This window comes from Propionibacterium freudenreichii subsp. freudenreichii (genome assembly GCF_000940845.1).
GTDB lineage: Bacteria > Actinomycetota > Actinomycetes > Propionibacteriales > Propionibacteriaceae > Propionibacterium > Propionibacterium freudenreichii.
This window is the reverse complement of record NZ_CP010341.1, coordinates 1,561,968-1,580,817: the sequence shown is the minus strand read 5'-3', so window position 1 is coordinate 1,580,817 and position 18,850 is coordinate 1,561,968. Positions and strand designations below refer to the sequence as shown.

Sequence of the window (18,850 nt, the reverse complement as noted above, 5' to 3'; positions counted from 1 at the left end):
TGGCCCATGACCGCATGACGGGCCCCGAGTGCATGACTAGCCTTGCGTTGTGAGATCCGACCGGTGCATGCGCACCTGTGCAGGGTGCCGACGCGTGGTGCCTGCCCCCGAACTGACCCGATTCGTGGTGCGTGACCAGCAGGTGGTCGCAGACCCCCGGGCGGTGCTGCCCGGCCGCGGTGCCTGGTTGCACCGCAACGAGCAGTGCTGGGTCGGGGCCACCCGTGGTGGATTCGCCAGAAGCTTCCGGCAGCGGGTGCATCCGCCCCAGGCCCCGCCGCCCGGTTGGTGATTGTTGGGGTGCGCGCGTATCCTTGAATGCGCGCGCCATCTTGGTGCGTAGTCAGGTGTGCCGCTTTTCGCGGCTCATGCCAGTCATTTTCAGAAAGTGGGCTAACGCTCATGACCACTCGATGAGTACACAGCAATGAGCACAACCAACCAATAACTGGTCCTGGCCCAAGACGCCTGGACCTGGAGGAGAGTAGTGGCCAAGGTCCGCGTCTACGAGCTCGCCAAGGAGCTCGGACTCGAAAGCAAACAACTTCTGGCGAAGCTGAATGATATGGGCGAATTCGTCCGCTCAGCATCGTCAACCATCGAAGCCCCCGTCGTACGCAGGGTGACTGAGAAGATCACCTCAGAGCGTGGCGGGGCAGACACTTCATCCGCCCCGAAGGCAGGCGCCAAGGGCGCCACGCCGAAGACGAGCGGCGCACCCAAGTCCGCCCGTCCGGCGGCCAAGCCCGGTGCCGGGACGACTCCCGTGACCCCGCAGGCCCCGAAGGCGGCGAAGGCCTCATCGGTCAAGCCGGCCCCGCGTCCTGCGGCCAAGGTCAAGCCGACCCCCGGCCCACAGGTGCATGCCACCCCGAAGGCACCGGTCCCGCACAGCGGCCCGGTGTCGAGCCCGACCCCCAGGCCGGGTGCTTCAGCGCGTCCGGGTTCGCCGGCACATACCCCCCATCCGCCGCGCCGTCCGGGTTCCGCGTCGAGCACTCCGACACAGGGCCACGGCACCGGTCAGGGACACAGCGGCGCCAAGCCGGCTCCGCGCGCGGCCCGTCCGGGTCCGCGTCCCGCACCCCGTCCGGGTGCCACCGGCGGGCTGCCGGGTGGCAACAATCGCCGTTCGGGTGCCCCGCGCCCCGGTAACAACCCCTTCAGCTCCGCCCAGGGAATGGGTCAGCAGCGTCGGGGATCCTCCGAGCGTTCAGCCGGCGGTGCCGCTGGCATGCCCCGTCCCAGCAGTGCCCGTGGCACTGGTGGCGCCGCAGGGATGCCGCGTCCGAACCCGGCCATGATGCCCAAGCGCCACAACAACGCGCTGGCCCCTGCCGGACAACGTGCCGCTGGTGGCGGCCGTGGTCGTGGCGGACGTGGCCAGGGCGGTCCGGGTCGTTCCGGTGGCTTCGGTGGCTTCAGCCGTCCCCCCATGGGTGGCGGTCGTGGCGGTCGTGGTGGTCGTGGCGGCTCAGGCACCCAGGGTGCCTTCGGTCGCGGTGGCGGTGGCCGCCGTGGTCGCAAGTCGAAGAAGCAGCGCAGGCAAGAGTTCGACGAGATGCAGGCGCCGAGCATTGGCGGCGTGCGCATCCGCAAGGGCAGTGGCGAGGCCGTTCGGCTTCGTCGTGGCTCGTCGCTGACCGACCTGGCCGAGAAGATCGGCGTCGATCCGGCGCAGCTGGTGCAGGTCTTGTTCAATCTCGGTGAGATGATCACGGCCACGCAGTCGGTGCCCGACGAGACCCTGCAGGTCCTCGGCGATGAACTGAACTACAAGATCGACGTCGTCTCGCCCGAGGACGAGGACCGTGAGCTGCTTGAGAGCTTCGACCTTGACTTCGGCGAGAACGAGGGCGACGAGGATGACCTCGCCGCGCGTCCGCCGGTCGTCACCGTGATGGGCCACGTCGACCATGGCAAGACCCGCCTGCTGGATGCGCTGCGCCACACCCATGTGGTGGAGGGCGAGGCCGGCGGCATCACCCAGTCGATCGGTGCCTATCAGGTTGAGGCAAACGTTGATGGCGAGGAACGGGCCATCACCCTCATTGACACCCCCGGACACGAGGCCTTCACGGCCATGCGTGCCCGTGGCGCCAAGTCCACCGATATCGCGGTGCTCGTGGTGGCCGCCGATGACGGTGTGATGCCCCAGACGATCGAGGCCATGAACCACGCGAAGGCGGCTGATGTGCCGATCGTGGTGGCCGTCACCAAGATCGACAAGGAGGGCGCTGATCCCACGAAGGTGCGTGGCCAGCTCACCGAGTTCGACCTGGTGCCCGAGGAGTACGGCGGCGACACCATGTTCGTCGACGTCTCGTCGGTAACCGGTCAGGGCCTTGACCAGCTGCTCGAGGCCGTCATCCTCACCGCGGATGCGTCGCTCGACCTGCGTGCCAATCCCGACATGCCGGCCCAGGGTGTGGCCATCGAGGCCCACCTCGACAAGGGCCGTGGTCCGGTGGCAACGGCCCTGGTCCAGCGCGGCACCCTGCGCAAGGGTGACTCGCTGGTGGCAGGTTCGGCCTATGGCCGCGTGCGTGCGTTGATCAACGACCGTGGACAGGCCGTCGATGAGGCCCCGCCCTCGATGCCGGTTCAGGTGCTCGGCCTGACCAGCGTGCCCGGCGCCGGCGACAACTTCCTGGTTGTCGAGGACGATCGCATGGCCCGCCAGATCGCCGAGAAGCGCGAAGCGCGCATGAGGGCTGCCCAGCAGGCGGCCTCCAGCAAGCGTCGCACGCTCGACGAGCTCTTCGAGCAGATGGAGAAGGGCGAGACCAACGAGCTGCTGCTCATCCTCAAGGGCGATTCGGCCGGTTCGGTCGAGGCCCTGGAAGATGCGCTGTCGAAGATCGACGTGGGCGACGAGGTCGACCTGCGTGTCATCGACCGTGGCGTGGGTGCCATCACCGAGACGAATGTCTCGTTGGCAGCCGCCAGTGAGCCGCACGCCGTCATCATCGGCTTCAACGTCCGCCCGACCGTCCAGGCCGCGCGCATGGCCGATCAGGACAACGTCGACGTTCGCTACTACACGGTGATCTACGACGCGATCGACGAGATCGAGTCGGCCCTGAAGGGCATGCTCAAGCCGATCTACGAGGAGAAGACCCTCGGAACCGCAGAGATCCGCGAGATCTTCCGCAGTTCCAAGATCGGCAACATCGCCGGTTGCATGGTGCTCGATGGCCTCATCCGCCGTCATGCCAAGGCACGCCTCATCCGCAATGGCGTCGTCGTCACGGAGACCTCGATCTCCTCACTGCGACGCGAGAAGGATGACGTCACCGAGGTCCGCGAGGGCTTTGAGTGCGGCCTCACGCTGGAGCGCTACTCCGATATCCATGTCGGCGACCAGATCGAGACCTACGAAATGGTTGAGAAGGCGAGGGACAAGTAATGGCCAACCCGCGTATTGCCCGGCTGCAGGATCAGATTCGCGTCATTGTTGCCCAGATGCTCCAATCGCGCATCAAGGATCCCAGGCTCGGGTTCGTCACGATTACCGATGTGCGCCTGACCGGTGATGCGCGGGAGGCCACCGTCTTCTACACGGTGATGGGCAAGGAGGACGACCTGGTCGCCACCGCTGCGGCGCTGGAGTCGGCCAAGGGCCTGCTCCGCTCGACAGTGGGCAAGCGACTCGGACTGCGCTACGCACCGACGCTTGACTTCGTGCCGGACGCCACCTCCCAGACCGCGCAGGACATGGAGGAACTGATCGCCCGGGCCCGCAAGTCCGACGAGGAGCTGGCCTCGCGCAAGGGGCATGACTATGCCTCCGAGCCGGATCCCTACCGTCAGGATGATGAAGCACCACAGGACGACGAGCAGGAGTGAATCGCCCTGACAACACGGCCTCCGGGCTGTTGATCGTCGACAAGCCGGCCGGCCTCACCTCTCAGCAGGTGGTCGGCCGGTGTCGGCATCTCCTGGGCACCCGCAAGGTGGGCCATGCCGGCACGCTCGACCCCATGGCCACCGGCGTGCTCATCGTCGGGGTGAACCGTGCCACGAGGCTGCTGGGACACCTCGCCATGCACGACAAGCGCTATCTGGCCACCATCCGGCTTGGCGCGTCCACCACCACCGACGACGCCGAGGGCGAGGTCGTCGCGCAGACCGATGCCTCCGGGGTGGAGGACGAGCAGGTCAATGCCGGCATCGCCGGGCTGACCGGACAGATCGACCAGGTCCCGAGCTCGGTGTCCGCCATCAAGGTGAATGGCCAGCGGGCCTATGCGCTGGTGCGCAAGGGACAGGACGTGACACTGGCCGCCCGACGGGTGACAGTGAGTGATTTCACGGTGCTGGCCACCCGGCGCGAGGGACCCTTCATCGACCTGGACGTCACCGTCGAGTGCACCTCGGGCACCTATGTCCGTGCGCTGGCGCGTGACCTCGGGGCGGGCCTGGGGGTCGGTGGACACCTGACCGCGCTGCGCCGCACGCGGATCGGTCGCTACCTGATCGACGACGCGGTCCAGCTTCCCGACCGGGATTCCGACCAGCCCGCGCCGCCCCTGATGCCCATGGCGCGCGCCGCCGAGCTGAGCTTCCCGGTGGTCCACATCGACGCCGCGCAACGACAGGCCGTGGGCTACGGCAAGCCCCTCGACCTGGTGCTGCCCGGTCCGCTCGCGGGCCTGGTCGACGAGCAGGGGGAGTTGGTCGCCCTCTACCGGCCCGATGAGCGGGTCGGCCGGGCACGCCCGGCGGCCGTCCTCATCTGAGGCAGCCCGCACCGCGATCCGCGCCGCCCCGCGGCCCCTGACGGTTCGACACGCCGATGTCAACGCAATCACTCCCAAACACGTGAATCGGCGATGGACGCATGTGCATATCGGTCGTGCATCGCAATCGGGTGCGGGAAGCTGATAGCTGTCGGTTTCCGATCAGTGTCGCTGGAATCCGGCTCACCCTCACCAATCCCACGTCCGGGATTGGCATTCACGACGATGTGTGGAGGGAGCTCTCATGCTTCTGTTACAAACTGTGACATCGGCCCAGATCTTCGGTTCGGAGTTCTTGGGCACGATGCTTCTTACGATGCTCGGTGTTGGTGTGGTTGCCAACGCGTTACTCGCCAAGACGAAGGGACATGCCGGAGGACCACAGTTCATCAACTGGGGCTGGGGTATTGCGGTCATGATCGGCGTCTACGGCGCCTACCGCACCGGCGGCCACCTGAACCCTGCCGTCACGCTCGGCCTGTGGGCCGGCGGTAAGCCACTGGCAGCCGGCATCCCCGCCACCGGCACCAACATCATGTTGTATATCGTCGCCCAGATGTTGGGCGGCTTCTGCGGTGCCGTCCTGGCCTGGTTGGTCTACAAGCGCCACTACGACGAGCCCGGGGAGCCCGGCGACAAGCTGGGTACCTTCTGCACCGCACCTGCGATCCGTGCCTACGGCTGGAACTTCCTGGTCGAGTTCATCGGCACGTGGGTGCTGGTCATCTGGGTCATCCTGTCGGGCTACACCAACATCGCAAGCATCACCATCGATTCGACCGGCATCAGCAATGTCACCGGTACCCTGATCGGCCCCCTCGGCGTCATGTTGGTCATCGTCGGCATCGGTAACTCACTGGGCGGACCCACCGGATACGCCATCAACCCGGCACGAGACCTGTCGCCGCGTATCGCCCACGCCATCCTGCCCATCAAGGGCAAGGGCGGCTCCGACTGGTCCTACTCGTGGGTCCCGGTCATCGCACCCCTGGCGGGTGGCATCGCCGCCGGCCTCACCTACCAGCTGTTCTGGTGAGACCTTCCGTATGCTCATTCCAACTGTGTGTTCCAGCTAGCCAATTGAGGTTTAACCATGAGTCAAGAGAAGTACATTCTCGCCATCGATGAGGGAACCACGTCCGCCAGGGCGATCATCTTCGACCATTCCGGCCACATCGTGTCGGTGGGTCAGCAGGAGTTCTCGCAGATCCTCCCCAAAGCCGGGTGGGTCGAGCACAATCCCATCGAGATCTGGGATGCCGTGCGCGCGGTCGTCGGGCAGGCGCTGTCCGCCGGCGAGATGAACCGTCACCAGATCGCCGCGGTCGGCATAACAAACCAGCGCGAGACCACAGTGGTGTGGGACCGCGAGACCGGTGAGCCGATCTACAACGCGATCGTGTGGCAGGACACCCGCACCCAGGAGATCTGTGACGAACTGGCCGGCGACCAGGGCGCCGACCGTTACAAGGACATCGTCGGACTGCCCCTGGCCACCTATTTCTCCGGTCCGAAGATCAAGTGGATCCTCGACAATGTGCCCGAGGCCCGCGAGAAGGCGGAGGCCGGCAAGCTGGCCTTCGGCAACATGGACAGCTGGGTGCTGTGGAACCTGACCGGCGGCCTGCTCGGCGGCGGCGTCCACGTCACCGACGTCACGAATGCCTCGCGCACCATGCTCATGAACGTGCGCACGCTGCAGTGGGACGAGGGCATGTGCGAGGCCATGGGGATTCCCATGTCGATGCTGCCCGAGATCAAGTCCTCCAGTGAGATCTACGGCTACGGCCGCAAGAACGGCCTGCTCATCGACACCCCCGTCGCCGGCATCCTCGGCGACCAGCAGGCGGCCACCTTCGGCCAGGCCTGCTTCGAGAAGGGCATGGCCAAGAACACCTACGGCACCGGTTGCTTCATGCTGATGAACACCGGCAATGAGCCGGTCTTCTCCGAGAACGGCCTGCTGACCACCGTGGCCTACAAGATCGGTGACCAGCCGCAGGTCTACGCCCTGGAGGGTTCCATCGCCGTGGCGGGGTCGCTGGTGCAGTGGCTGCGTGACAACCTGAAGATGATCGAGACCGCCCCGGAGATCGAGCCGCTGGCGCGCAGCGTCAAGACGAACGGTGGCGCCTACTTCGTGCCCGCCTTCTCCGGTCTGTTCGCTCCCTACTGGCGCTCCGATGCCCGTGGTGCGCTGGTGGGCCTCACCCGCTATGTCAATCGTGGACACATCGCCCGTGCGGTCCTGGAGGCCACGGCCTACCAGACCCGCGAGGTGCTTGAGGCCATGAACGCCGACTCCGGTGTTCCGCTGCAGGAGCTCAAGGTCGACGGCGGCATGACCGCCAACGAGCTGCTCATGGAGTTCCAGGCCGACCAGGTGGGCGTGCCGGTGGTGCGTCCCGTGGTCGCCGAGACCACGGCCCTGGGTGCCGCCTACGCAGCCGGCATCGCCGTGGGCTTCTGGGAAGGCGAGCAGGACGTCATCGACAACTGGGCGGAGGAGAAGCGCTGGGAGCCGACGATGGACGCCGAGGAGCGCGATCGCCTGTTCCGCAACTGGAAGAAGGCCGTCACCAAGACCTTCGACTGGGTCGACGACGACGTTGTCGAATGAGCTGAGGCCATCGTGGCCTGACGCCGTACTTACCTGACGCCGTACTTTCCTAACACGGTGGTGGTCCGGCGCCGAAGTGGCCTGATACGGCATGGATCCGCTGCGGGGCGGGAGGGTTCGAACCCTCCCGCCCCGCAGCATGTCCATGGGGTCCACGTTCACGGATGGACGGTATCCCGATTGATCGGTGCGGGGCATGCACCCCGCCCGCCGGGGGTCCGCGGAGCGTGAAACGCGCACAGCAGGTTGCCGGGACCAGCGTCTAGACTTTGCGGGGCCGGTCGTCGTGACCGGCGCGGACTTCACCCCACGGGAAAGGGACTCGATGCCACATAGCGTCGTCGTCATCGGCAACTTCGACGGGGTGCATCAGGGGCATCAGCGGCTCTTGCAGGTTGCCCGGGAGCGGGCCCACACCCTCGCCGAGGGTGGACGGGACCTCAAGGTGATTGCGGTGACACTGTGGCCACATCCGATGACGGTCTTCGCCGCTGATCGTGCGCCACGACTGCTCACCACCCTGGACGATCGCCTTCGGCTCCTGAGGCACTACGGTGCCGATGAGGTGCGGGTGATCCAGTTCAATCGCGAGGTCGCCAGTTGGTCGCCCGAACGCTTCGTGGACACGATGGTGCGCCCTCTGAACCCGGCCGTGGTGATCGTCGGGGCCAACTTCACCTTCGGCAAGGGGGCCCGGGGCACCGGTGAGACGCTGCGGGAATTGTCGGGCGGCGATTTCGAGGTGCAGAACCTGGGGCTGGTCTCGGTGGGGGGACGCAAGACCTCCTCCAGCTTCATCCGGCGCACCCTGGCCGCCGGCGACGTGGCCACCGCGGCACATCACCTGGGACGCACCTTCCGCGTCACCGGCGTGGTGATGGTCGGCGACCAGCGCGGGCACACCCTCGGATTCCCCACGGCGAACCTGGCCATCTCGGCGGAACTGGCCACGCCCGGCGATGGGGTCTATGCCGGGTGGCTGACGCCCCTGGACGAGCCGGACGCCGAGCCACTCGAGGCCGCGATCAGCGTCGGGACCAATCCCACCTTCGACGGGGTGGAGCGTCGCGTCGAGAGCTATGTCGTCGACCGCACCGACCTGCACCTGTACGGGCGCCACATCGCGGTCGACTTCGTCGAACACCTGCGCGGGATGGCGCGCTTCCATGACATCGACGAGCTCATCACCCAGATGCATTCCGACGTCAAGCGCACCCGGGAGGTACTGGACGCGACACGTCCCACGGCAGGTGTGACCGGCGCGGGGATCCCGGCTGATTCCTGGTCGGCGCAACGGGACTGATATAGTCGCCGGGTTGCCGTCGATCGGCCGCGGAGTACCAAGGGCTGCCAACACACAGGGTAGGGCAGCGCCGCGCAGCGGGAACTGAAGGGAGCGACCAGTCATGGACGCCGAAGAGAAGAAGAAGATCGTCGAAGAATACGCGACGCACCCGGGTGACACTGGTTCCCCCGATGTGCAGGTTGCACTGCTGACCAAGCGCATTTCGCACCTGACCGAGCACCTCAAGGTGCACAAAGGTGACCATCACAGCCGTCGTGGCCTGATGCTCATGGTCGGCCAGCGCCGCCGCCTGCTCAACTATGTGGCCAAGGAGAATGTCGAGCACTACCGTGATCTCGTCAAGCGCCTTGGTATTCGTCGCTGACAGCCACAAACCAGACATTCAGGAACTGGACATCCGGAAACCTGGCAGGAAGGGTTGCCCCAGCTGGGGCGGCCCTTCCTTGTTCTCCTGCCGGCCGCCGACCATTCATGCGTCCGAAACGCACAAAGCGTACTCAGGCTGCATGTTCGGGTAGGCTTGTCGAAGTTGTGCCTTGCGCACACCGTCCAGACGCTGCCGTCATGGTCGCCAGCCCAGGCCTCGGTCCTCGGTGGTGGACTGCGGGCACGCCCCGCTGTCCTCGATCGAAGACCGGCACTGTGAGGCGCCCATGCCAGCGGCTATTCCCCAATGAAAGGAATCCCCGTGGAGGGACCTGACATCAAGTTTTCCGAGGCCATTATCGATAATGGCAAGTTCGGGAAGCACATCATGCGTTTCGAAACCGGTCTGCTGGCCCAGCAGGCCGACGGCGCTGCTGCCGTCTACCTTGACGGCGACAGCATGCTGCTGTCCACCACGACGGCACAGAAGAAGCCGCGCGAAGCGATCGACTTCTTCCCCCTGACCGTCGACGTCGAAGAGAAGATGTATGCCGTGGGTCGTATCCCCGGCTCCTTCTTCCGTCGCGAGGGTCGCCCCTCGGAGAACGCGATTCTCACCTGTCGCCTGATTGACCGTCCGCTGCGTCCCGCCTTCAAGAAGGGCCTGCGCAACGAGGTCCAGGTGGTCGTGACCGTCCTGGCGCTCAACCCGCAGGTCGAGTACGACATGGTGGCCATGAACGCCGCCTCGATGTCCACCCAGATCTCGGGCCTGCCGTTCAGCGGGCCGATCGGTGCCGTGCGCATCAGCCTCATCGGTGACCAGTGGGTGTGCCTGCCTACCGTCGACCAGGAGAAGGACGCAACCTTCTCGATGGTCGTTGCCGGCCGTGTACTGCCCGACGGTGACATCGCCATCATGATGGTCGAGGCCGGCGGCACCGAAGCCACCTGGGAGCTCGTCAAGGGCGGACGCACCGCACCCACCGAAGAGGTCGTGGCCGCCGGACTGGATGCCGCAAAGCCCTTCATCAAGGTGCTGTGCGACGCCCAGGCCGAGCTCGCCGCCCAGGTGAACAAGGAGACCTACGACTTCCCCGTGTTCAAGGAATACGAGGACGACGTGTGGGATCGCGTCAAGGAACTCGGCTACGACAAGCTCGACAAGATCGAGCAGGTTGCCGCCAAGCTGGATCGTCAGGAGGCCGAGAGCGACCTCAAGCACGAGATCGTCGGCCAGATGGTGGGCGAGGAGGACTTCGAGGGCCGCGAGGGCGAGATCGCCGGTGCCTTCAAGGCCCTTGAGAAGAAGATCGTGCGTGACCGTGTGCTCAGCAAGGGCGTGCGCATCGACGGACGTGGCCCCAAGGACATCCGGGCACTGTCCAGCGAGGTGGGCGTCGTCCCGCGCGTGCATGGTTCCGGACTGTTCCAGCGCGGCGAGACCCAGGTACTGGGCATCACCACGCTGAACATGCTCGACATGGAGCAGAAGCTCGACACCCTGAGCTCGGTGCACACGAAGCGCTATATGCACCAATACGAGATGCCGCCCTACTCGACCGGCGAGACCGGTCGTGTGGGTTCCCCGAAGCGCCGCGAGGTGGGCCATGGTGCTCTGGCATCCCGGGCCATCGTCCCGGTGCTGCCGACGCGCGAGGAATTCCCCTACGCGATCCGCCAGGTCAGCGAGGCGATCGGTTCGAACGGTTCCACCTCGATGGGTTCGGTCTGCGCCTCGACGCTGTCGCTGCTCAACGCCGGCGTTCCGCTCAAGGCCCCGGTCGCGGGTATCGCGATGGGCCTGATGAGTGAGACCGACGAGTCGGGCAAGACGAGCTACCTCGCCCTGACCGACATCCTGGGAGCCGAGGACGCCCTGGGCGACATGGACTTCAAGGTGGCCGGCACCAGCGAGTTCGTCACGGCGCTGCAGCTCGACACGAAGCTGAATGGCATTCCCGCCGACGTGCTGGCCGCTGCCCTGCTGCAGGCCCGCGACGCGCGCCACGCCATCCTCGACGTGATCCACGATGCGATCGACAGCCCCGATGAGATGAGCCCCTATGCGCCGCGCATCATCACCGTGCACATTCCCACCGACAAGATCGGCGAGGTGATCGGGCCCAAGGGCAAGGTCATCAACCAGATCCAGGACGACACGGGCGCCAACATCTCGATCGAGGAGGACGGCACCATTTACGTGGGCGCCGACAATGGCGATGCCGCCGAGGCCGCACGCACGATGATCAATGCGATCGCCAACCCGACGATGCCCGAGCGCGGCGAGCGCTACCTCGGCACCGTGGTGAAGCTGACCAGCTTCGGCGCATTCATCTCCCTGCTGCCGGGCAAGGACGGGCTGCTGCACATCAGCAAGCTGCGCGCCCTCAACGACGGCAAGCGTGTGGAGAACGTTGAGGACGTGCTCTCCGTGGGCCAGAAGCTGCAGGTCGAGATCAGCGACATCGATGATCGCGGCAAGCTGTCACTGGTTCCCGTGCTCGACGAGGACGACTCCGACGACGAGTGATCCACATGCCAGCGTGATCGCTGGATGAGCACCTGAGCACTGGGGGCCGGCCACAGACGTGGTTGGCCCCCAGTGCTTCATATGGCCTTGCGGTCCGGGGACCATCAGCCACCTTGAGCGGTGGATCCCCCTGTGCGAGCGTCGCGACGGGTAGGCTGACAGCGCTGCCGGTAGTGGTTCCGGTGCGAGGCGTCGAGGGGAGCAATGGTGAAGGTTGGCGTATTCGGAGCCAGCGGGCGGATGGGTGCGACCGTGGTCCAGGCGGTCGAGGACGACCCCGACATGGAGCTTGTTGCCCGCATCAGCGAGGGCAGTGACCTTGCCCCGGCCGAGCACGCGGACGTGATGGTCGACTTCACCCAGCCCGACTCGGTCATGGCCAACATCAAATGGTGCATCGACCATCGGATCAACGCGGTGGTTGGCACCACCGGCTTCACCGAGGAGCGACTCGACCAGGTGCGCGACTGGCTCGGCGCCGAGCCACGGTGTGGCGTGGTGATCGCACCGAACTTCTCCATTGGTGCCGTGCTCATGATGGCCTTCGCTGCCAAGGCAGCCCCCTTCTTCGACTCGGTGGAGATCATCGAGCTGCACCATCCCCGCAAGCTCGACGCCCCGTCGGGCACTGCGCGGACGACGGCTGAGCAGATCGCCGCGGCGCGGCAGAAGGCTCATTCCAAGCCGATGCCCGACGCCACGGTGGAGGAGCTTCCGGGGGCCCGCGGCGCCCGCGTCGACGGGATCCCCGTCCACTCCGTGCGCCTGCAGGGCCTGGTCGCCCACCAGGAGGTGCTGCTCGGACTGGCGGGGGAGACCCTGACCATTCGCGATGACTCCTACGACCGGGTTTCCTTCATGCCCGGCGTGCTGGCAGCGGTGCGAGCCGTCATGTCCCGCCCCGGCCTCACCGTCGGCATGAACCAGATCCTCGGACTGGACTGACCACCATGAGCCGGTCATCGCATCGGGGACGCGATGTGATCATCTTCAGCATGGTCCTGGCACTGCTGGGTGTGGCCGTGATGGTGGTGGACCATGTGGTGCGTGACCGCGCCGAGCAGGCGATCGATGACAAGCTGACCGCCAAGGTGGGAACGCTCAGCGAGGTGCACACCAGGATCACCGATCCGATCTTCCTCGCTTCGGCCGTGCAGAACAAGGTCTCGGGTGCCGAGCTGACGCTGGGCTCCTTCACCCTCACGGGCGGCACCCGCACGGTGCACGTCAGCTCGGCCACGGTGAACCTGCACAATGTGAGTCCGCTGACAAAGCCGGCCGAGGCCACCGTCGAATCGCTGGATGCCGCCGTCACGGTGGACTGGGCGACCCTGTCGAGCCTCACCGGTGTGCAGCTCAGCTATGCCGGCGATGGACGGGCAGCCGGGTCCACGAACATCACGGCGGGCAGCCAGACGATCCCCATCCAGGTCACCGCATCGCTGAACGTCAACGATCCCCATGGCCAGCTCGGCCTCGTCTCGCCCAGTGCCACCCTGGCCGGCGTGGACGTTCCCTCCGATGTCATCGCGGGGGCCACGAAGGCCTTCCAGGACAAGCTGACCCTGCCGACCGTGGGCGACGGGCTGAGTTACTCGAGCGTGACGCTCACCGAACAGGGGGCCACCCTGGGCGTGCACGGCGACCACGTCGACTTGGGCAAGCTCAAGCAGTAGCGGTCCCGGACCCTATTTCAGGGCCGTGTGCAATCGGATCTGACGAGCCTTGATGCCCTGCTCGTCGCCGACCTCCCGATGGGCACCATCGGGCGCCCATCCGCTGGCCTCCAGGAAGGCGCGCAACGGATCGTCGGTGGTGGCGACCCACCACGTGGCCCGCACGAAGCCATCGGCACGCAGGGTGTCGACCACGGCGTTCAGCAGTCGTGAGCCATGCCCTTCATGCAGGTGACGCGGATCGATCACGAATTCCCCGACCAGGGCGTCGTCGACGGCACAGTCCGGATCGTCGCTGGGGCCGATCGCCGCGAAGCCGCGCACCGCCGTGCGGGTGTCGTCCTGGGCGATGAGTACCCGGTAGATGGCCAACGGGGGAGTTGCGATCGCCTCGCGCCAGGCCTGCTCGATCTGTGCAGGGCCGGGCAGCTCATCGGCGAGTCCCTGGTCATGCCAGGACTCGCGTTGGATGGCCGCGATGGCTGCCGCCTCCTTGGGCATGGCAAGTCGCACGAACCCGGCGCCGGAGCTCTGAGAAGTCACCGCCCCACACTAACGCGGCCATCGGACCTGCGAGTGGGGCCGGCGATGGCCCCGGCGCGGGTCCCGGCGTCCGGGCGGCAGGGGGACAGGCCTCCCGCTAGGGTGGTGCCCGTGGCACATGACGGATTGAAGAGCCCCTCAAAGCTGGCGGCTGACACCCTGCGCATCATTCCCCTCGGAGGATTGGGTGATGTCGGGCGCAACATGACCTGTTTCGAGGTCAATGGCAAGATCCTGCTGGTCGATTGCGGGGTGCTGTTCCCGGAGGACAACCAGCCCGGTGTTGACCTGATCCTGCCCGGCCTCGATTACTTGGAGGGTCGCCTCGGCGATGTCGTCGGGCTGGTGCTCACCCACGGCCATGAGGACCACATCGGGGGCGTGCCCTATCTGCTGCGCATGCGCGAGGACATCCCCATCTATGGCAGCAAGCTGACCCTGGCGCTGGTCGAGGGCAAGTTGCGCGAACACCGCATCCGCCATGCCGAGTTGCACACCGTCAAGGAACGCGACCAGGTGGCCCTGGACATCTTCGACCTCGAGTTCTACGCGGTCACCCATTCGATCCCCGATGCACTGGCCGTGTTCATCCGCACCAAGGCCGGTACGGTGCTCCACACCGGCGACTTCAAGATGGATCAGCTCCCGCTCGACCACCGCATCACTGACCTGCGGGGTTTCGCGCATGCCGGCGAGGAGGGCGTCGACATCCTGTTGGCGGACTCCACCAATGCCGAGGTGCCCGGATTCACCCCGCTGGAGCGCGACATCCTGCCGGCCCTGGAACGGGTCTTCGCAGAATCGACGCAGAAGCTGGTGGTGGCCTGCTTCGCCTCCCACGTGCACCGCGTCCAGCAGATCATCAACCTGGCCGTGAAGCACGACCGCAAGGTCTGCTACGTCGGACGCTCCATGGTGCGCAATATGGCCATCGCCCGCGAGCTGGGCTATCTCAAGGTGCCCGGTGACCTGCTCATCGAGATGTCCAAGTTGAACGATTATCCCGATGACAAGGTGGTCATCATCTGCACGGGATCCCAGGGTGAGCCGCTCGCAGCCCTGTCCCGGATCGCCAACCGCGACCATCCCGTGATCTCGATCGACGCCGGTGACACGGTGTTGTTCGCCTCATCGCTGATTCCCGGCAACGAGAATGCGGTCTACCGGGTGGTCAATGGACTCACCCGGATGGGGGCCCATGTGGTGCACCGTGGCAACGCCTTCGTGCACGTGTCGGGCCACTCCAGTGCTGGTGAGTTGCTGTACCTGTACAACATCGTCAAGCCGCGCAATGCCCTGCCGGTGCACGGTGAGCCGCGCCACCTCGTCGCCAACGCCGACCTTGCCGTGGCCACCGGCGTGCCCCGTGACCGGGCCATCGTCGCCCAGGACGGTGATGTGGTCGATCTCAAGAAGGGGCGGGCGCGGATCGTGGGACGCGTGGACGCCTCCTACATCTTCGTCGACGGGTCCACCGTCGGTGACATCACCGAGAGTGCGCTCACCGATCGGCGCATCCTGGGCGAGGAGGGCTTCATCTCCGTGGTCGTGGCGGTCGATCTGCGTGACGGATCCATCGTGTCGGGCCCGGACCTGTCGGCCCGCGGCTTCCTCGAGGATCCCTCGATCTTTGACGATGTCACCGCGCGCATCGCCAAGTCGGTGCGTTCGGCGCTCGATGAGGGGGTCGACGACGTACACCGTCTCCAGCAGGTGGTGCGACGCACCGTCGGACAATGGGTCAGCAATACCTATCGGCGCCGTCCGATGATCGTGCCGGTGGTCATTGCCGTATGACGGGCACCGGCCATTCCCCGGCCCGGCGTCCGATTTGAGCTCGTAGGTGGCTCGGGGATAAGCTTGTCCGGTTGCGTCGGAAGCGGCGCTGACTGTTTCCCAAGTTTCTGTCATCAAGAGGTCAAGGAGTCGCCATGGCTGCCGTGTGCGAGATCTGCGGCAAGGGTCCCGGCTTCGGGCACAACGTGCCGTGGTCGAAGAAGAAGACGAACCGCCGTTGGAATCCGAATATTCAGCGCGTGCATGCTGTGGTCAATGGCACAGCGAAGCGCCTCAATGTGTGCACCTCCTGCCTGAAGGCTGGCAAGGTCAGCCGTTGAGCAGGGCGTTCGCGCACCTGAGCTGAACTCACAGATTTTGCCTGAGGGCCCGTCCACCCGTCGGTGGACGGGCCCTCAGCATGTTCATGGTGGACGAGCCATGTCACAGGCAGTGGTTAGGCTCGGGGCGTGAGCGCTTCGTCAAGGCCGGCCCCGGGCCATCATCCCCGCACCGCGGCGTCCCGCCGTGTCCCGGGCCGGGTGGTCAGCCCATTTCGCACGGACACCTTCGAGCGCCTGGAGGCGACCCTGGGCAGCGTCTTCGGCTCACGCACTGCCAAGGCCCTGTCCGCCGTGGGGCTGCACACCGTCGATGACCTGATGCACTACACGCCGCGTGACTATCTGTCGGGAACGCAGCGCACCGACCTGCGAACGCTCGTGCCCGATGAGCGGGCGGCGGTCGTGGCGGAGGTGGCCTCCCTGTCGTCGGCGCCCTTCCGGGGCGACCCACGCCGTTACCGGCTGGAGGCGCGGCTCACCGACGGACGCGGTTTCCTCAACCTCATCTTCTTCGGCAAGAAGTACCTGGTCGACTACTGGCAACGGCAGCTCTCGATGGGGGAGCGGGGCATCTTCGTCGGCAAGATCGGTGAGTTCAATGACCAGCTGCAGATGACCCATCCCGACTTCGTCATGCTGGACGCCGCCGGGCGCATCGTGGGTGCCGCCGATGAGAAGCGCGCCCTGATGGCGCAGGTGGTCACGAAATCAGACATCATCGGCATCTATCCGGCCCGCGCCACCCTGCCGACCTGGCAGATCGCCGAATGCGTGGCCATGGGGCTCGACATGCTGGCGGGCATCGTGGACTTCCTGCCGCCCTCGCTGGTGCGTGAGGAGGGCCTCGTGGGCCTGTGGGAGGCCTTCGACCTGGTGCATCGGCCGAGGGTCCCCGACGACGTCGCCCGTGGCCTGAAGCGGCTCAAGTTCGACGAGGCGCTGGGCCTCCAGCTCCTGATGGCCTATCGGCGCAAGGAATCCAGTCGCCATCGCGCGCCGGTGATCACCCACCGCAGCGGCGGCCTGCTTGATGCCTTCGACGCCGCCCTGCCCTTCACCCTGACCCGGGGCCAACGCGCCGTGGGTGACGAGATCGTCGCCGACATGTCCGGGTCGGTGCCGATGGCCCGCCTCGTCCAGGGTGAAGTCGGATCCGGCAAGACGGTCGTGGCGCTGCGGGCCATGCTCGCCGCAGTCGATGCCGGGCATCAGGCCGTGCTGTTGGCCCCCACCGAAGTGCTTGCGGGGCAACATGAGGGATCCATCCGCAAGCTGCTCGGGCCCCTGGCCGCGGCGGGCACCCTGGACGCCCCGGAGCATGCCACGCACCTGGTGCTGCTCACCGGCGCCGTCACCGGTGCCGCGCGCAAGCAGGCCCTTGCCGCGATCAGTTCCGGGCAGGCCGGGCTGGTCGTCGGGACCCATGCCCTGTTGTCCGAGGCCGTGCACTTCTCCGACATCGGATTGATCGTGGTCGATGAGCAGCATCGTTTCGGCGTCGAGCAACGAGCGGTCCTGGCCGACCAGGGTGACCATCGCCCCCACCAGCTGGTGCTCACTGCCACGCCGATTCCACGCTCCGTGGCGATGACCGTCTTCGGTGACTTGGAGCTGTCCACCCTCAGCGAGCTGCCGCAGGGCCGGGCGGGCGTCCAGACCACCGCCGTGCTCACCGCGCAGCATCCCACGTGGCTGGCCCGGGTCTGGCAGCGCGTGCTGGAGGAGGTCCAATCCGGACGGCAGGCGTTCGTGGTGTGCCCCCGGGTCAGCCAGACCGACGGGGGGAAGTCGGCTGAGCCGGTTGCCGCCGCTCAGGAGGTCTTCGAACGCTTGGGCTCCCACGAGCTGAAGGGCCTGCGCCTTGGTCTGCTGCACGGGCGGATGAGTGGAGCCGACAAGGAATCAGCGATGGCAGCCTTCGCGGCGGGCCAGACCGATGTGTTGGTCACCACCACCGTCATCGAGGTGGGCGTGGATGTTCCCAATGCGAGCGCCATGGTGGTTCTGGACGCCGATCGCTACGGGGTCAGCCAGTTGCACCAGCTGCGTGGACGCATCGGACGGGGAAGCTTTCCGGGCATCTGCCTGTTCGTCAGCGGGGTTGACCCACGGACCCCCGCGGCGCAGCGCCTCCAGCAGGTGGCGCAGACCAATGATGGCTTCGCCGTGGCCGAGCTCGACCTGGAACAGCGCCGCGAGGGCGACGTCCTCGGGGCGGAGCAGGCGGGTGGACGCAGCACGCTGAGGCTCCTGCGCGTGCTCGATGATGCCGACCTGATCGGACGGGCCCGCGACGTCGCCGCAGCACTGTCGACCACTGCGCTGGAATCACTTGACCCCGGCCTGCAGGACATGGTGAAGGCCGCCCAACTCAACGCGGACGCCGCCTGGATGGAGCGCGACTGAGTCGCGCCCCACTGGCCGGGGTCCGGACCTCGCGGGGTCCGGTGTGCTCGCGGGGTTCGGTGTGACAGTGCCGCCGGGCCGCCGCATCCCGGTGTTTGGTGGGCGCCTAGGACTGGGAGGGCTCAGGGCCGAAGAGGAAGGTCCTTCCGGTCACCCTCGTCGGCGTGATCCGCACCCAGTTCTTCTTGACGGTCGGCACCCACGGCAGCAGGGGAGCCTTCGCCACGCGTGCGAGCTCGTCCTCATCGGTGATGAAGGAGCCGGTTCCGCGCACGAGCACGCTCCAACCGCCCTCCTCGCTCCATCCGTCGGCCTCGAAGGCCACGTGGGAATTCAGCGCGAGCTTCTCGAGCTTGCTGCCGGCCGCACTGCGGAAGACGATCGACTCGCCGTCGAGGCAGAAGTTCACCGGGTACACCTCCGGCAGGTTGTCGGAGCTCACCGCGATGCGGCCCACGTCGACGCTGGCGAGGTATCCCCACGTGCTGTCATCGGGAATGGGGGAGATCGGGTTCGTTGTGTCAGCCATGACAACATC

At 66.4% G+C, this 18,850-nt stretch carries 16 protein-coding genes; 14 read left to right on the top strand and 2 right to left on the bottom strand.

Features of this window, described 5'->3' with window-relative positions; translation table 11 throughout:
* Window positions 1-67 precede the first annotated feature (67 nt).
* The 11 genes from RM25_RS06830 to RM25_RS06780 all read left to right on the top strand — a co-directional run bounded on the left by RM25_RS06830 (window position 68) and on the right by RM25_RS06780 (window position 13,243).
* Window positions 68-292, top strand: coding sequence for a YlxR family protein (locus tag RM25_RS06830; protein WP_036942333.1), 225 nt, complete (start codon window positions 68-70; stop codon window positions 290-292).
* Window positions 293-487: 195 nt separating this feature from the next.
* Window positions 488-3,409: a translation initiation factor IF-2 gene (gene infB, locus RM25_RS06825; RefSeq protein ID WP_013161331.1), complete on the top strand. Its 2,922-nt coding sequence runs from the start codon at window positions 488-490 to the stop codon at window positions 3,407-3,409.
* Window positions 3,409-3,849 carry a 30S ribosome-binding factor RbfA gene (gene rbfA / locus RM25_RS06820; RefSeq protein WP_013161330.1) on the top strand — a complete coding sequence of 147 codons (441 nt, stop codon included), beginning with the start codon at window positions 3,409-3,411 and terminating at the stop codon, window positions 3,847-3,849. The genes infB and rbfA overlap by 1 nt, the downstream gene beginning before the upstream one ends.
* Window positions 3,846-4,742 (top strand): tRNA pseudouridine(55) synthase TruB, encoded by an 897-nt coding sequence (truB, locus tag RM25_RS06815; protein WP_036942330.1) that lies wholly within the window; start codon window positions 3,846-3,848, stop codon window positions 4,740-4,742. Before rbfA ends, truB begins: the two co-directional genes overlap by 4 nt.
* Window positions 4,743-4,986: 244 nt before the next feature.
* Window positions 4,987-5,778 (top strand): MIP/aquaporin family protein, encoded by a 792-nt coding sequence (locus tag RM25_RS06810; protein ID WP_013161328.1) that lies wholly within the window; start codon window positions 4,987-4,989, stop codon window positions 5,776-5,778.
* Window positions 5,779-5,835: 57 nt separating this feature from the next.
* A complete protein-coding gene (gene glpK, locus RM25_RS06805; RefSeq protein ID WP_013161327.1) occupies window positions 5,836-7,362 on the top strand; it encodes a glycerol kinase GlpK in 1,527 nt (508 codons plus the stop codon).
* 325 nt (window positions 7,363-7,687) lie between these two features.
* Window positions 7,688-8,665 (top strand): bifunctional riboflavin kinase/FAD synthetase, encoded by a 978-nt coding sequence (locus tag RM25_RS06800; protein ID WP_013161326.1) that lies wholly within the window; start codon window positions 7,688-7,690, stop codon window positions 8,663-8,665.
* Window positions 8,666-8,768: 103 nt separating this feature from the next.
* On the top strand, window positions 8,769-9,032 hold the full coding sequence (rpsO, locus tag RM25_RS06795) for a 30S ribosomal protein S15 (protein ID WP_013161325.1): 264 nt from the start codon (window positions 8,769-8,771) through the stop codon (window positions 9,030-9,032).
* 324 nt (window positions 9,033-9,356) lie between these two features.
* Complete coding sequence (locus RM25_RS06790) at window positions 9,357-11,567, top strand: polyribonucleotide nucleotidyltransferase (protein ID WP_013161324.1); 2,211 nt, start codon at window positions 9,357-9,359, stop codon at window positions 11,565-11,567.
* A gap of 204 nt (window positions 11,568-11,771) precedes the next feature.
* Window positions 11,772-12,512 carry a 4-hydroxy-tetrahydrodipicolinate reductase gene (gene dapB, locus RM25_RS06785; protein ID WP_013161323.1) on the top strand — a complete coding sequence of 247 codons (741 nt, stop codon included), beginning with the start codon at window positions 11,772-11,774 and terminating at the stop codon, window positions 12,510-12,512.
* A 5-nt stretch (window positions 12,513-12,517) separates the two neighbouring features.
* Window positions 12,518-13,243: an LmeA family phospholipid-binding protein gene (locus tag RM25_RS06780; protein WP_041704197.1), complete on the top strand. Its 726-nt coding sequence runs from the start codon at window positions 12,518-12,520 to the stop codon at window positions 13,241-13,243.
* A gap of 12 nt (window positions 13,244-13,255) precedes the next feature.
* On the opposite strand, the gene RM25_RS12895 is transcribed toward RM25_RS06780, so the two are convergent.
* Window positions 13,256-13,786 carry a GNAT family N-acetyltransferase gene (locus RM25_RS12895; RefSeq protein WP_013161321.1) on the bottom strand — a complete coding sequence of 177 codons (531 nt, stop codon included), beginning with the start codon at window positions 13,784-13,786 and terminating at the stop codon, window positions 13,256-13,258.
* 111 nt (window positions 13,787-13,897) lie between these two features.
* Here RM25_RS12895 and RM25_RS06770 point away from each other — a divergent pair, with 111 nt between their 5' ends.
* From RM25_RS06770 to RM25_RS06760, 3 genes are all read left to right on the top strand, one after another.
* Window positions 13,898-15,583: a ribonuclease J gene (locus RM25_RS06770; RefSeq protein WP_013161320.1), complete on the top strand. Its 1,686-nt coding sequence runs from the start codon at window positions 13,898-13,900 to the stop codon at window positions 15,581-15,583.
* Window positions 15,584-15,717: 134 nt separating this feature from the next.
* On the top strand, window positions 15,718-15,903 hold the full coding sequence (gene rpmB, locus RM25_RS06765; RefSeq protein ID WP_013161319.1) for a 50S ribosomal protein L28: 186 nt from the start codon (window positions 15,718-15,720) through the stop codon (window positions 15,901-15,903).
* 201 nt (window positions 15,904-16,104) lie between these two features.
* Window positions 16,105-18,312, top strand: a complete 2,208-nt coding sequence (locus tag RM25_RS06760) for an ATP-dependent DNA helicase RecG (RefSeq protein WP_044636219.1) — start codon at window positions 16,105-16,107, stop codon at window positions 18,310-18,312.
* Between the two features lie 106 nt (window positions 18,313-18,418).
* On the opposite strand, the gene RM25_RS06755 is transcribed toward RM25_RS06760, so the two are convergent.
* Complete coding sequence (locus RM25_RS06755) at window positions 18,419-18,841, bottom strand: pyridoxamine 5'-phosphate oxidase family protein (protein ID WP_013161317.1); 423 nt, start codon at window positions 18,839-18,841, stop codon at window positions 18,419-18,421.
* Window positions 18,842-18,850: the final 9 nt, after the last annotated feature.